Source organism: Streptomyces sp. ALI-76-A (genome assembly GCF_030287445.1).
In the GTDB taxonomy this organism is placed as follows: Bacteria; Actinomycetota; Actinomycetes; order Streptomycetales; family Streptomycetaceae; genus Streptomyces.
The window spans coordinates 118446-132112 of record NZ_JASVWB010000002.1 but is presented as its reverse complement, the minus strand read 5'-3'; the positions used below and the strand labels follow the sequence as shown (position 1 = coordinate 132112).

Below are 13667 nucleotides of genomic sequence, written 5' to 3'. Positions count from 1 at the left end.
CTGCGGCGGTCCCGCCCACACAGTTGGTCAGCAAAGTCAGTAGCTGACGGTCGTGAGCAGCCCGGCCTCTCAGGGGTCGTCGGTCTGCGTCCGAGTGAGGACCGGCTGTGGTTCCTTGCCCGGTGGGATTGCGATGCAGTCCCTTGCGGTCGTAGAACCGGGTTGCGCCGAAGCCGAAGAGGCACGCGACCGCGAGTCCCAAGCCCAGGATCACCCGTCTCCGGGCGTCCGGCGTGCCCTGGGCGTCGTAGTAGAGGATGGAGCGGACGACGCCGGTGCTCTGACGCAGGGGCTGGAACTCGCCCAGGGTGCGGTGGAAGCCGGGGAGTGCCTGGCGGGGGACCGTGGCACCGGACGTCGGTACCGCCATGGCGCGTAATGAACAGCCATCCCCGGCATGAGCGTGCTGCTGAGGGCCATGGTCTGTACCCGGGTTGCCCGCAGTAGCGGGCTGTGGATCCGCAGCGTGCCCATGTCGCTCTGGGTGTGGCCGAGGGTGTGGTCCACCTGGCCGCTGATGACATGGGCGGCGAGCATGCCGCAGGCGACGAGGACGAGCGAGTAGGAGAAGGCACGCCCCGGCCGCTGTGGGAGTCGAGCGGATGCCCGTCCCCGACCTGTGCCGCGGTCGGTTCGGTCAGCAGCAGGAGTACGGCGACGGCCAGCTCTGCCTGAGCGGTCAGCTCCCTGCCTACCTGCGCATCAGGCCGACTGGTCAGCACGGTGAGTGTCGGGCGGGCGGTGTTGCGCGCCGCCTCGGGGTTGGTGAGTGCGGCGACGGTGGAGGTGAGGTCGCGGGGCGACAAGCGAGCCGAACAGCTTGCCCTGCCGAGCTCCTCCGTCATCTCCTTCTCGTCCACCACCTTCCAGTCGATCCTGTCTCCACTCTGGGAATACTTTTGACCGACTGGGCGATCCGCACTCCGATGTCGGTTCGCTGCCACCGGCCTTCGCCCCCTCGTCCGTGCCGGTCAGCCGATGAGCAACCTGTGGAGGTGACTGGCGAGGGCGATGTTGGACTGCCGTAGAACACGGTGAACAAGCAGTGCCACGATGCCTACGACCACGTCGCTGACGATCCGCAGACGCTTCGCGCGCAGTACGCGAAGGAATGGATGTTGCTCATTTCCAGCTCCCGTCCGGCGAAGAACAGTTCAGCACGAGGAGGCGCCGGCGTCGTCGCAAGCCAGAGCATCACACCGATGGGGAGGTGTCCCCGGCGGACGCGGCCACCGGAAGCAGCGCTGGCCGCTTGGCCTGGCGGCCGTCGCCGGAGGAGCGGCCACGCAGGCGGCGGCCGACCCAAGGGCCGAGGAAGGTGCCTGCCCAGCGCAGCTCAGCACCCACGGTCCTCCAGACAGAGATGTCTGTTCCCTCGACCGGAAGGGGAAGTGTCCATTTGTCGTCGCTGCCCGGCAGGCCGAGCGCCTGGGCCACGGCAGCCGCGATGCGCGTGTGTCCCAGCGGGCCGGCGTGCAGCCGGTCAGCACTCCACAACCGCGGATCGGTCGCTGCCGCGTGCCCGGCCGTCTCCGCCACCACCACGCCTTGGCGGTCGGCGGCCTCCCGGATGCGCGCGTTGAGTGCGAGAACACGGTGACCGATCGGGCGGGCCAACGGCGTGATACGCCTGACATCGGGAAACATGAGGGTCGCGACGGTGGCGCCCTGCGCGGTGAGGGCGGCGAACATTGCCTCGACATGGCCGGCCACCTCGTCGAGGTCGCAGCCCGGGCGCAACGCATCGTTGACCCCAGCCACCACGGTGGCGAGGTCGGGCCGCATCGCGAGAGCTGGAGCGAGCTGCTCGGCGCGTACCTGACCGGCCTTACGGCCGCGCACCGCGAGGTTGGCGTAGAGCAGGCCGGGGTTGTGGCCGGCGACCCGCTCGGCGAGCCGGTCCGCCCAGCCCCGAAGACCACAGACGTCGTCGCCGTCCCCGAGCCCTTCGGTATGACTGTCACCCAGGGCGACATAGCGCAGATACCCACTGCTCGACACGGGGCCGACCGCCTCTCGTCAACGCTGCTGATGGAAGTGGCACACGGCCAGGGATAAACAACTAAGCACCTAGTCGCATTGTTGAATATGAGGATATCGCACCTTGCAGCGGAGGAAGTGGCCGGGGAGTTCCAGCGCAAGATCGACTCGTCCCAGGTCCGCTATGGCGTGACCGCCTATCGGGTCACCTACCGCACCACTGACAGCGCGGGCGCCCCCACGACCGCGAGCCAGCTCGTCGTCCTGCCCAACAACGGGCGCGCCACCTGCCCACCGCCTCCTGGCTGCACGGCACCACCGTCTATCGCAAGGACGTCGCCTCGCAGCATCCGACGTCGAACGACCGGCTCGTCGCCCTGCTGTTCGCCTCGACCGGGCGGGCCGTTTCGGCACCCGACTACGTGGGCCTCGGATCAGGCGAAGGCTGGTGACCCTCGCTCGCCCGACCCATGTCTACGCCGTACGCCCGGCTCTGTGCATGGACCCGATCATCGAGACGCACGTCAGCGAGCCCGGCCTGGTCGCCGTCGACATCGCTGCCGCCTACGACGCCACCGCGCTCGCCTTCCAGCAGCTCGCCGAACGCTCGGCGACAGCGACAGCGCAGCAGACGACGCAGGACGCGGGCGAGCCCGGGGTGCGGTTGCGCTGTTACTACCTGGACCTGCGTCAGCCGCTCGACTTGTAAGCCAGTGGCGCTCGTCTACTTCTTCCGGATGCTGGCGTCGGTGATCCGGTGGGCAAGGATTGAGGCCGTGTGGACCGGCTCACCACCGGCACCGGGTCCTGCCGGCTCGCCAGTACCAAGGCCCGGGTGGCGGCGGGGGACGCCGTCGGCTGAGCAGCACGCGCAAGCGCCCCGTTTGACCAGTGTGACCGCGCTCGAACTGATCATTCTGAAGCTGGCGGTCACCACGGCCAGCACCTATCCGGTCTGGAGTCATATCGGGCCGAGCACCTCTCGGGGTACGGCTGTCAGCTCAAGGGTTTCGAGCACCGTGAGCAGTTGCCGCTCCTCGTATCGGAAGTGGTTCTCCATTATCGCGGCGATGCCTTCGAGGTGTTGGTCAAGCTCCTCAGGCGGCGCCGCCCGGTCGACCGCGGCACGGAGGCCGCCGATCAAGTGGGCAATCATCGAGTGATCCTGCTCGAGCGAGCGCAGCACCGGGCGCAGCTCCGGATGCGCAGCCGCGATGGCCGGAAACAGGGTGCGGTCTTCGCCCTGGTGGTGGCCGTCGAGAGCCGTGCAGAAGCCATGGCAGTACAGCAGAAGGTCACGGGTGGCCGCTTGACCGGGGGTGCCGTCTGCGAGGGAGTCGCGGGTCACCGACAGCGCTTCCCGTAGTCGGTGGTGCACCTGACGGAGTTCTTGGCTCCAGGCGACGAGCCTGGTCGTCTCGCGCTCAGTCACGCGAGAGCGAAGGGTGCGACGCGTGCATCGTCGGCCTCCTTCGATCCGGCGCCTCCATGCCTGACACGGTCTGCCACCGGCACGCGACGCTTCCCAGACACTACCGCGCCTGCTGCCCCGTCGACACCCAGCCGTCCCGCACGTCGAGCGTGGCCCGCGTAACACCTGATATGCGCCGAGTGACCTGCGGGAGCCGCACCATTCCTGCTGCTCCGGCAGCCACCACCTCCCCAGGGTTTCCATCCGCTCGGTTCGCAAGCAGGCACCAATCTCAACCTCTGCTGCCGGCTGGGCGGTGTCTTCGGCCCGGCGATCGCGGCCCTGATCATGCCGGGCGGCTGAAACACCCGGCCCCGACCTTGCCCCAACCTCGCACGTGTGCACGAAAGTCACTCCAGATCCAAGGAGCATGAGCCACGGCTCAGCATCGGCAGCCGGTGGCGCCGCCTGGTGGTGTAGCTCCAACCGAGTCACCGCGGTGGCCCAAGCATCCTGACGCTACATCACGCCTGCTCAACGGCAGGTTGGCGGAGTCTCATCGGATTGCTGCCATCTGCGCCAGTTCTGGTCGGTAGCTTGATCGGCATGGATCAGGGGCGGGTAGTTGAAGCGTTTCGTTGCGAGGCCGGACGGCTCGCTCGAGCGATGAGCGGGCTCTCGCAGACTGAGTGGCGTCTGCCCACACGGTGTGTGCCATGGACGGTGAGCGGCTTGATGGCGCACGTCCGGGTGGTGATCGCCTGGCTGCCAGGCATGCTCGCTGCACCGGAGCCGATCCGCGCCGAGGTGTCGGCAGTGGAGTACTACCGGCCTGATGGGCGTTTCGCCCCGGATGTCAACGCGGCCCGGATCGCACTGGCTCAGGATCATGCGGCTGAGCAGCTCAGCGGGGCCGCGCTGGCCCAGGGATTCGACGCCACCTGGCAGGAGGTGTACCGCCTGTGCCGGGCCGAGCCGGAGGGGCGTGTGGTGCGCACCCGGCATGGTGACCCGATGCTCCTGTCGGAGTTCCTGCTGACACGGGTGGTCGAGGTCGCCGTGCACGGCCTGGACCTGGCCGACGCCCTGGGGCGCGAGCCGTGGATGACCCCGCAGGCCGCTGACGTGATGCAGGATCTTTTGCTCGGTCCAAACAGTGCGGCAGCCTTGGAGCACCTGGGCTGGAGCCGGCTTCGCTTCCTGCGCAAGGCGACGGGGCGTGATCCGATCACCAGGGAGGAAGCGGCGGAGGTTGACCGCCTGGGCATCCGTTGGCTCACGTTGGGCTGAGCCTGACCTTGCGTCATGATCAGCGTATGACCGAGATCGCACTGATGTCAGATACGCGTGCCCGCAGCACCGCCATCATTCCCTCTCGAGAACCACTTCCACACATGGGTGCCCGGCTTCCTGGCCACAGGACGCTGACGTCGACGCATCCAGCAGCTGGAGGTTCCCCGGCGCCGCAATGAGCTGGTCACCAACGCCCGCAAGTACGCGTCCGGGCCGGTCCTGATGGAGCTGCGCATCGCCGGCCACCTGGTGGAGATCATCGTGTGGGACAGCGACCCGGTCCTGCCGGTGGTGCGGGCCGCTGATGCGGGCCGGGTCGGGCAGCACGGCCTGGAGATCGTCATGGCCGTCGCCCAGAGCTACGAGGTCCACCGCGAACCGGTCGGCAAACGCATCACCGCCCGCGTCGCCCTGCCCGACGACCCGGGCGGGGACGTCACCAGGACGGCCAGCCGACTGCGCGCGCTGTTCCAGCACGAGCTTCGCCCCGCGGAAGGCGTGAAGCGGCGCGACCGCACCGGATCTGTGCGCCGTCCTGGAGGCTTTCGCCCTGATGCGGAAGACCGAGCCCCGGTCTGGATATCTGCACGTCCGGGCACCGTCCAGGACGGGCGGGAGCCCTGGACTAGTCGTCACGGGCGGCCCCGGCGACTCGGCGGATCGTTCCAGCTCGATCGGCTCATCGGGGACCCTGCCACGACATGGTTCCTGAGCGGTCGGGCTCGTGCGGCGACGATGTGACTTACCCCCCCGATCGGGTAGCGCCGCTGCGGTTGCGGGCGGGTCTCCTGCGGGAGCCGCTACGAAGATCACGAACTGCCTGTGATCTTCGAGAGGACTCCCACACGGCGGCCACGGCAGTGGTACGGGCGAAATACACGAGTGGGATTCATGACGGCGTCCGGGTGCGCTACTCGGGACCGGCACGTTCGGTGCCACCGTCACTTCTGCCGAGCGACACGGTGATGCCCAGGGCGCGTTCACCCGTTCGGCGTAACTGGTGGGGCGCTGCCGGCGGTGCTCGCCCAGCATCGGAAGCGTTGTTCGAAGCGGCTTTATCTCCTGTCGGAAGGGGTGCGTTTTGATGAGCCGGACCTTGATTGTGGTGGATGTGCAGAACGACTTCTGCGAAGGGGGCAGCGTCCCCGTCGCGGGTGGGGCGCGGATCGCTACCGCGATCGCGGATCTGGTGGAGCGCAGTGCGGGGCGTGACTACCGGTATGTCGTGGCCACCCGGGATCATCACATCGATCCGGGGAGCCACTTCTCCGAACACCCGGACTTCCAGGACAGCTTCCCCGTCCACTGCGTGGCGGGAGGCGAAGGAAGCGAGTTCCATCCCCACTTCGCGCCCGTCGTCACGGGCGGCAAGGTGCACTCCGTGTTCTTCAAGGGCGCCCACAGTGCCTCCAAGAGCGGCTTTGAAGGCGCGGACGCGGAGGGAACCTTGCTGGCGGACTGGCTGCGCGTCCGGGGGGTCGAGAATGTCGATGTGGTGGGCATCGCGACAGATCACTGTGTACGGGCGACCGCCCTGGATGCCGTCGCGGCGGGCTTTCGCGCACGCGTACGTCTGGACTACTCCGTCGGGGTCGCCCCGCACACCACCGCTGCTGCGCTGAACGACTTCCGCAAGGCTGGCGTCGCGGTATCCGGCGAGGCACCGGTACCGGAATAGTCCCGGCACTGGCACCGTCTACCAGGTCCTCCTCGACCCCGACGGCTCCGGAATTTCCACCCACCGCTGCTACGCGTGGCCGCACCCAGGCCCGCGTGTTGCGCACCGCAGCACCGCCAGTGCCTCCGAGTCAGGCAGCGGCTGGCCTGATGGTCGCCGGCTGTGCACCAGGCGCTACGCGGCCATCGCCGTCACCTTGTCCTTGAGCGAAACCGTGTTCGCCCCCATCAGGTCGTCGGCCTTGTCGCCGTTCTTGAAGAAGATGACCGTGGGCATGGCTCGGATGTTGTACTCGCGAGCTACGGGAGCAACCTTGTCGACGTCCACGGACACGAACGCGATGTCGCTGTACTGCTCGGAGAGTTGCTTGAAGGCAGGGCGCGCCTCCGGCAGCACGGCCAGCAGCAGCCGTGCCCAGCCCGGGAGCCACGCGGTGCCCGTCAATCCTTGCGGACCACGTGGCTGTAGTTCCGCAGGTCTTGGGCGATCGCCCACTCCTGACGGGGGAAGGTCGCCTCGTTGCTGGGCGTCGCGGTACAGCTTGGAGTCGAGCACGGCGGGGGCCGCCCTACGGGACCTGGCGGGCCGGTGCCTGCGGCATCCCCCACGGGCGTCGGTCGACGGCCCGCGCCATGCGGGCGTCCCGGACCGCCGAGTCCCCGTCGCGCCATATATCGGGGGTGACAGAATGATGCCTATGAGCAACGTCTACTTCGACATCACCATTGACGGGCGCCCCGAAGGCCGCATCGTCTTCAACCTCTTCAGCGAGGTCGTCCCGAAAACCGCCGAGAACTTCCGCGCGCTGGCCACCGGCGAGAAAGGCTTCGGCTACGCGGGCTCGAAGTTCCACCGCGTCATCCCTGACTTCATGCTGCAGGGCGGTGATTTCACCGCCGGCAACGGTACCGGAGGCAAGAGCATCTACGGCGCGAAGTTCGCTGACGAGAACTTCACCCTGAAGCACGACCGCCCGTACCTGCTGTCGATGGCGAACTCCGGCCCCGACAGCAACGGCTCGCAGTTCTTCATCACCACCGTTGTCACCTCATGGCTCGACGGCAAGCACGTCGTCTTCGGCGAGGTCACGGAGGGCCAGGAACTTGTCCGGAAGATCGAGTCCTTCGGATCACAGTCAGGCGCCACCAAGGCCGAGATCGCGATCGCCTCATCCGGCGTCCTTTAGGACTGAACGAGAGCGGGCTTGTGGCTGAGGCTGCATCACCTCTCGCCGCATACTGTGAGCAGGGTGACAGGCGGCAGATTCAGACGGCGGTCCTGGGTAGTGTTGACTCGGAGGAGCCGCTGATGCTGCCGCTGGAGGCGATCGAGCTGGACGCCTTCCGCCGCCATCACGAGCACGACACGTTGACGACGAAGCTGTACACGGACCGGGTCTGTTCCCTGTCAAGTACAGCGTGTTGAACCCAAACGCACATGGATGCTCTGGCCAGGGGCGGGTCAGATGGTGCACGCAGCACGAGCGAGGCTGCGACCGGCCTCTGGTTCCGGTCGCAGCCTCGCTCGTGCCGGAGGTTGTTATTGCAGTCAGCAAACGCCGGAGGACGCGCATATCTGGAGCGCCACCGGGGAGTCGCAGCAACCGCCTTCTGACGCTTCCGGCCCCGGACAGGGGCAGCTCGACTTCAGCGGCTTCCTGGTCGGGGTTGCTCGCGGGGCGGTTGCTTGCTGTGGCCCGGCTCGTGTGCGGTCAGCCGGCGGAGACAGCCTCAGCGGAGTCTGCCTCGTCCGCGACCGCGGAGGGTGTGTTCTTGGGGCCGCGGAAGGCGATGTAGATGAACAGGGCGCCCATGATGACGGAGCCTGCCCACATGGCCTGCTGCCAGCCGTCGACGAATGACTGCTGCGCCGCGTGGAGCACGTCTGGTGTGTGTGGTCCGGTGCTGCCCGCCACCTCAACGGCGTTGGCGACGCCTTCCCGGGCGGTGTCCGCGGCCCCCTGGGGGATGCCGTGCAGCCTGTCGTCGATGGCGCTGCGGTAGCCGGCGGACACGAGGGCGCCGAGCAGGGCGACACCGAGTGCGGTGCCGAATTCGCGGGTGACGTCGTTGAGGGCAGAGGCGACGCCCTGCTTCTCGCGCGGCAGGGAGGCGGTGATGGCCTCCGTGGACGGGGTCATCGACAGGCCCATGCCGACGCCCATGGCGAGCAGGCCGGGCAGGACGGACAGGTAGCCGCCGCTGACGGAGACGAACAGCGCCATGAGCGCCATGCCGACACTTGCCAATGCGATGCCCGCGACCATGGTCGAGCGTGCGCCGATCCCTGCGGCCAGCTTGGGGGCCAGGCCGGAGGCCATCATCATCGCGAGGGCCATGGGCATCATCGCGACCGTGGACAGCAGGCCCGACCAGCCGAGTACGGCCTGGAAGAACGGGAAGAGGACCACGCCGATGCCCGCCTGGACACCGAAGACCACCAGCAGCGTGACCGAGCCGCCCGACAGTCCACGCTCCCGGAACAGGCGCACGTCCAGCAGGGAGGCGTCGCGGCGGTGCAGCTCCCAGGCCACGAAACCGATGGCGGCGATGAGGCCGACGGTCAGGCTGATCATCGTCTCGGGCGCGGTCCAGCCGCGTTCGGGGCCCTCCTGTAGGACGAAGATGAGGCCGACCACAGCGAAGCTGGAGACCAGCGCGCCGACGGTGTCGAATCGATGGGCCGAGGTCTCGCGGGAGTTGGGAACCGACTTCAGCGTCATGGCCAGCGCCACGAGGACCAGGACCGCGGGCAGGACGAACAGCCAGCGCCAGTCGGCGAGGTCGACGAGGAGCGCGGAGAGGAACATGCCCAGGATGCCGCCGCCTCCGGCGATACCGGTCCACACGCCGATCGCCTTGCCGCGCTGCTCTTCGGGGAAGGTGGAGGTGATGACGGCGAGCGTGATCGGCATGATCATGGCGGCGCCGATGCCGCTGGCCACGCGGGCGGCGAGCATCACTTCCGCCGTCGGGGCCAGGCCCGCGACCGTGGTAGCGATGCCGAACACGCTCAGTCCGGCGACAAGCACGGGCTTGCGGCCCAGGCGGTCGCCCAGGGCGCCGAGCGGCAGCAGCAGTGCGGCCAGGGCGAGGGTGTAGATGTTGATGATCCACAGGACCGTGCTCTGGGAGGCGGCGAATTCCACGGCCATGTGGGTCTGCGCAACGTTCAGCCCGGTCACCGAGGCGATGACCGCCATCAGGGCGATGGAGACGGTGGTCAGGATCGTGCGCAGCTGACGCGCGCCAGGGGCGCCCCGGCCGCCGGCCTGCGTGGCCGGTACGGGCTGGTCCGTACTCATGGAATCCTCTCAAATGGGCATGCCGAGTCAGCGCCGGAGCAGGGCCGCGGTCGCCGGGTGAAGGGGGTGTGCGGGGCCCGGGCCCGCACGCATCGAGGGCGTGCGGCGGCCGGTGCCGCGCCGGATGTCAGAGGGCGGGAGTTTCGCCCTGGGCTGCGGCGAGGGCCGCGTCGGTGTCTGCGGTGGCCAGCACGCTGTTGATGTGGGCGCCAGCCAGGGCGCCGGCCGCTGCGGAGGCGCCGACCTGGGCGGCAAGGTCGGTGGCGTTGCCTGCCGCCCACACGCCCGGCACCTCGGTGGTGCCCGCCATGCCGGTGGCGATGCCGCGGCCCATGTTGTCGGGCAGGTCCTGCATCGGCAGCTTCAGCCCGTCCAGGCCCTCGGCGTGGGCTTCCATCCGGGTGGCGACCGCGAAGACGCGGCGGGCCACGACCTGGCCGTCGGTCAGGCGCACGCCGGCGAGGGTGCCGTCCTCGTTGTTGACGACCTCCCGCACCGGGGTGTCGACGATGCGGATGTTGCGGGCGGCGAAGCGGGCGCGGGTGGCCTCATCCAGGTGAGTGCCGTGGCTGAAGTAGGTCAGGTCCTCGGTCAGCTGCCGGAACAGGAATGCGTGGCCGATGGAGGCCGGGCCGGTGGCGAGGATGCCGATGGGCTGATCGCGCACCTCCCAGCCGTGGCAGTACGGGCAGTGCACCACACCGTGGCCCCAGTGCTCGGCGAGGCCGGGGACCTCGGGCAGCACGTCCTTCAGACCGGTGGCCACCAGGACCCGGCGCGCACTCACGCACAGTCCGTCGGCCAAGGTGATGGTGAACCGCAGATCCCCGTCCGTCGACGGGGCGGCGGGCTCGGCCGAGGTCACCTCACCGTAGACGATGCGACCGCCGTACTGGCGCACCTGCTCCCGGCCCCGCCGAAGGATCTCAAGGGGCGGCGTGCCGTCCAGGGCGATGAAGCCGTGCATGGCCTCGGCGGGCGCGTTGCGCGGGGAGCCGCTGTCGATCACGACGACCGAGCGGCGGGAGCGGGTGAGCATCAGCACACCGTTCAGCCCGGCGGTGCCCCCGCCGATCACCACCGCATCGACGGTCCCACCGGGCAGTGCGTCACTCGCGTACGGAGAAGTTGTCACAGCCATGGCCTCCTGCCTTTCTTCGCCCACTGGTCGCAGACGTTGCGGACCATCTGCACACGACGTTAAGCGGAGTTGCGTAAAAGGCATATACTCTTGCTCATGACGCAAGAAGATGGAGATCTGGACAGCCTCGTACGCAAACGCATCCGTGCCTTGCGGGTGGCGCAGGGCTGGTCCCTGGAGGAACTGGCCTCCCGCGCCCACCTCAGCCAGTCCTCACTGAGCCGCATCGAGAACGGCCAGCGCCGCCTCGCACTGGATCAGCTGGTCACCCTCGCCCGCGCCCTGGACACCACGCTCGATCAGCTCGTGGAGACCGCCACCGACGACGTCGTCACCAGTCCGACGGTCGACAGCGCCCACGGCCGGATGCGCTGGACCATCAAGGCCGACCCCGGGATGAGCGTGGTGCGCCAGCGCATGACCGAACCGCCCCCCGAGAACCCGGCGCGCATGCGTGCCCACCCGGGGCGCGAATGGCTCGTCGTCCTGTCCGGCACGGCGATCCTCATGCTCGGCCACCGCCGCTTCCGGCTCGAGACCAACCAGGCCGCCGAGTTCCCCACGATGATGCCGCACGCGATCGGCGCCGACGGCGGGCCCTGCGAGATCCTGGGCATCTTCGACCGCGACGCCCGCCGCGGGCACCAGCGCGACGACGGCGACGACACCCAGGGCGCTCCCGAGTGACCGTGAGGCCGCGCGACGGCCTTGCAGGACCGTGAAGAAGATAACGGGGGTGGGGAACCACACCCGGGTGCGTCCGGCTCGTGGCAGGGTGATCCGGTCGACCAAGCCCTCGCTGCGCAGCTTGGCCAGTCGGCGCCTGGTCTGTTCGATCCTCACCCCCGGGTGTGATCACCAGGTGCATCTGTTTTGGTGGTGGCCGTCCGGTACGGGACCAGCACGGCCAGCGCCAGCCGGTCCGCTCGGGCCGCGGGAAGCCAGAGCCTCACGACCGCCGTCCCGCCGCAACTGATGGCAGTAGTAGGCCGACTTCACGCTCACCCGCAGCCGCCGTGCCACCTCCGACGGCTTGATCTCCTGCTCGTACAACTCGGCCGCCTGCATCCATACCAACTGGCGTCCCGCAAGGGTCAGCCCGCCCCATCTGCATATCTCACACCACACGGATATAGCCGCCCACCCACACCATCAGGGGCTTCGCAAAGATTCACCCCGACGAGCTGAAGTTAGTAAAGGGTGTCGCAGAACGGGACGAGCGCTTACTTGGAGCCATGATCTGATTCCTTGCGGGCGTCATTTTGCCCGACTTCGTGGGGGCTCGCGATGCTGACTGTGAGATGCTCCGCGATCTCCAAGACCGTTCTGCAACACCCTTCAGTGGGAACCGGGTGGGCGCACAACCAGTCCGGGGCGACTGCTCACCGCTCCGCCAGTCCCGCCGCCCCACTTCACTCACACGCGGGCGGCGGGACACCTCCAGGCGCCACAGCGGCGCTGCACAGGAAGGCGCGTCGCTACGGGCAGGACTCCCCGAACTCGACCGCGGTGAACTCCACCGGCTGCCCGTTGAGCGCCGCACCAGCGGCCGGCGTCTGGCTACAGACCTGCCAGTTGCTCTCCACCAACACCAGCCGGTCCTCCGCCGATGCATCGTTCACCGTGATCGAGGTGCCCGAGTCGAGCGCCGCGCGTGCCGCCTTCACCGACTTGCCCGTGAAATCTGGCGCCTTGTCGCCCTCGGCCGCCGGCGGCTTCTCATCCTTCGCCGGGCACGTCTCCTCCAGCTTCACCGTCCCGAAGTCGAGCCTCGTGTCTGTCGACACCGTCTCGCCCCCAGCCACGCTCTGGCTGCACACCTTCCAGTTCCGGTCGAACGCCTGCATGCGGTCCCGGCCGAGCGCGTCATGCGACTGCAGCGAGAAGAAGCCCTGCTCCTGCGCCTTGTCCTGCGCGGACTGCAGCCCCATGCCGGCAAAGTCCGGCACCTGCTTCTTCTCGGGGATTCTGTCGTCCTTGTCCGGCGCACTGCTGGGCGCCCCCGCGGATACCGACGGGCTCGCCACGCCGGACGGTTCGGGCTTCTCCGTCGGCTGGCAGGCAACGGTGCCGACCGCCGCAGCGCAGAACAGGACTGCAGAGATGGTGCGGGTACGCACAGGTTCCCCCCGAGTGGCACTGATACAGACGGAACACCGTAGACCACATGTGACGCAACGCAGTGCCGTCGTCACCGGGCTGTGACGCGACGACGCCCCCGCACCCCGGCTGCCTCGCGGCGGCGGGGGAGCGGGGGCGGATCTGTGTTCCACTCAGCCGACCTTCTTCCACGTCTTGCAGCCGTTGGTCTGGAAGGCGCCGTCACTGCTGGAGATGGTGACAGTGGTCTGCCCCGTAGCGTTGCCGTTGGTGATGATGTCCTCGAAGTCGCCCGAAGTGCCCTTCAGTCTCGCCCAGTAGCAGTTGGGGATCGTCGATTCTTCGGGGCCTGTCGTCTTGTAGGTGCCGGCCTTGATGTCGGAGCCGACTACATACGTGCCGTCGCCCGGGATGGTGGCGACCTTGGGTTCCGGTGCCTTGGACGGCTTCGCGGTGACCGTCTTCGTCTCGGTGACGGTTACCTCGGGCGCGGGCTCGTCTTCGACTGCCACGTCGGCGGGTGCCGCGGTGACCGTGACGGTGGCTGCCGGCTCAGCCGCCGCCTCCTTGGCGGTGTCCTCGCCGCCAGCAGCTCCGATGCCGACACCGACGAACAGAGTGAGCGCGGCGACTGGGATGGCGACCCGCTTCCGGGCCCAGCCCGGCCGGGGCGATACGGGCGGCTGTGGGGGCGGACCCCACTGCGGCTGCTGCGGCATGGTCGGCGGTCCGAAAGACATGAGTCCCCCAAGGCTGTTCG

General features: G+C 68.4%; 12 protein-coding genes and 2 pseudogenes. 6 read left to right on the top strand and 8 right to left on the bottom strand.

Features of this window, described 5'->3' with window-relative positions; all coding sequences use genetic code 11:
• Positions 1 to 1194: 1194 nt before the first annotated feature.
• Positions 1195 to 2001 carry an SGNH/GDSL hydrolase family protein gene (locus QQS16_RS01240; protein WP_286059657.1) on the bottom strand — a complete coding sequence of 269 codons (807 nt, stop codon included), beginning with the start codon at positions 1999 to 2001 and terminating at the stop codon, positions 1195 to 1197.
• A gap of 427 nt (positions 2002 to 2428) precedes the next feature.
• On the opposite strand from QQS16_RS01240, the gene QQS16_RS01230 reads away from it, so the two are divergent.
• Positions 2429 to 2689, top strand: coding sequence for a DUF6207 family protein (locus QQS16_RS01230; RefSeq protein WP_353479646.1), 261 nt, complete (start codon positions 2429 to 2431; stop codon positions 2687 to 2689).
• A 252-nt stretch (positions 2690 to 2941) separates the two neighbouring features.
• Here QQS16_RS01230 and QQS16_RS01225 read toward each other — a convergent pair whose 3' ends face one another.
• The gene (locus QQS16_RS01225; protein ID WP_286059655.1) at positions 2942 to 3412 is read right to left on the bottom strand and encodes a hemerythrin domain-containing protein; all 471 of its coding nucleotides are present in this window, start codon (positions 3410 to 3412) and stop codon (positions 2942 to 2944) included.
• Positions 3413 to 3997: 585 nt separating this feature from the next.
• On the opposite strand from QQS16_RS01225, the gene QQS16_RS01220 reads away from it, so the two are divergent.
• The 3 genes and pseudogenes from QQS16_RS01220 to QQS16_RS01210 all read left to right on the top strand — a co-directional run bounded on the left by QQS16_RS01220 (position 3998) and on the right by QQS16_RS01210 (position 6362).
• Entirely contained in the window at positions 3998 to 4681 is a 684-nt protein-coding gene (locus QQS16_RS01220; RefSeq protein ID WP_286066175.1) for a maleylpyruvate isomerase family mycothiol-dependent enzyme, read from the top strand.
• Between the two features lie 177 nt (positions 4682 to 4858).
• A pseudogene (locus QQS16_RS01215) lies at positions 4859 to 5125 on the top strand (ATP-binding protein); the annotation flags it as partial.
• 643 nt (positions 5126 to 5768) lie between these two features.
• Positions 5769 to 6362 carry an isochorismatase family protein gene (locus QQS16_RS01210; RefSeq protein ID WP_286059653.1) on the top strand — a complete coding sequence of 198 codons (594 nt, stop codon included), beginning with the start codon at positions 5769 to 5771 and terminating at the stop codon, positions 6360 to 6362.
• 174 nt (positions 6363 to 6536) lie between these two features.
• Here QQS16_RS01210 and QQS16_RS01205 read toward each other — a convergent pair whose 3' ends face one another.
• Positions 6537 to 6806 carry a thioredoxin family protein gene (locus tag QQS16_RS01205; protein WP_286059651.1) on the bottom strand — a complete coding sequence of 90 codons (270 nt, stop codon included), beginning with the start codon at positions 6804 to 6806 and terminating at the stop codon, positions 6537 to 6539.
• A gap of 253 nt (positions 6807 to 7059) precedes the next feature.
• Here QQS16_RS01205 and QQS16_RS01200 point away from each other — a divergent pair, with 253 nt between their 5' ends.
• Entirely contained in the window at positions 7060 to 7548 is a 489-nt protein-coding gene (locus QQS16_RS01200) for a peptidylprolyl isomerase (RefSeq protein ID WP_286059650.1), read from the top strand.
• Between the two features lie 525 nt (positions 7549 to 8073).
• Here QQS16_RS01200 and QQS16_RS01195 read toward each other — a convergent pair.
• Complete coding sequence (locus QQS16_RS01195) at positions 8074 to 9666, bottom strand: MFS transporter (RefSeq protein WP_286059649.1); 1593 nt, start codon at positions 9664 to 9666, stop codon at positions 8074 to 8076.
• 127 nt (positions 9667 to 9793) lie between these two features.
• Positions 9794 to 10807 (bottom strand): NAD(P)/FAD-dependent oxidoreductase, encoded by a 1014-nt coding sequence (locus QQS16_RS01190; RefSeq protein WP_286059648.1) that lies wholly within the window; start codon positions 10805 to 10807, stop codon positions 9794 to 9796.
• Positions 10808 to 10903: 96 nt separating this feature from the next.
• On the opposite strand from QQS16_RS01190, the gene QQS16_RS01185 reads away from it, so the two are divergent.
• On the top strand, positions 10904 to 11494 hold the full coding sequence (locus QQS16_RS01185; protein ID WP_286059646.1) for a helix-turn-helix domain-containing protein: 591 nt from the start codon (positions 10904 to 10906) through the stop codon (positions 11492 to 11494).
• A 234-nt stretch (positions 11495 to 11728) separates the two neighbouring features.
• Here QQS16_RS01185 and QQS16_RS43790 read toward each other — a convergent pair.
• The 3 genes and pseudogenes from QQS16_RS43790 to QQS16_RS01175 form a co-directional block, all read right to left on the bottom strand.
• Positions 11729 to 11928: pseudogene (locus QQS16_RS43790) on the bottom strand (IS630 family transposase); the annotation flags it as partial.
• 357 nt (positions 11929 to 12285) lie between these two features.
• Positions 12286 to 12927 (bottom strand): hypothetical protein, encoded by a 642-nt coding sequence (locus tag QQS16_RS01180; RefSeq protein ID WP_286059645.1) that lies wholly within the window; start codon positions 12925 to 12927, stop codon positions 12286 to 12288.
• 153 nt (positions 12928 to 13080) lie between these two features.
• The gene (locus tag QQS16_RS01175; protein WP_286059643.1) at positions 13081 to 13647 is read right to left on the bottom strand and encodes an Rv1352/Rv1906c domain-containing protein; all 567 of its coding nucleotides are present in this window, start codon (positions 13645 to 13647) and stop codon (positions 13081 to 13083) included.
• Between the last annotated feature and the right edge of the window lie 20 nt (positions 13648 to 13667).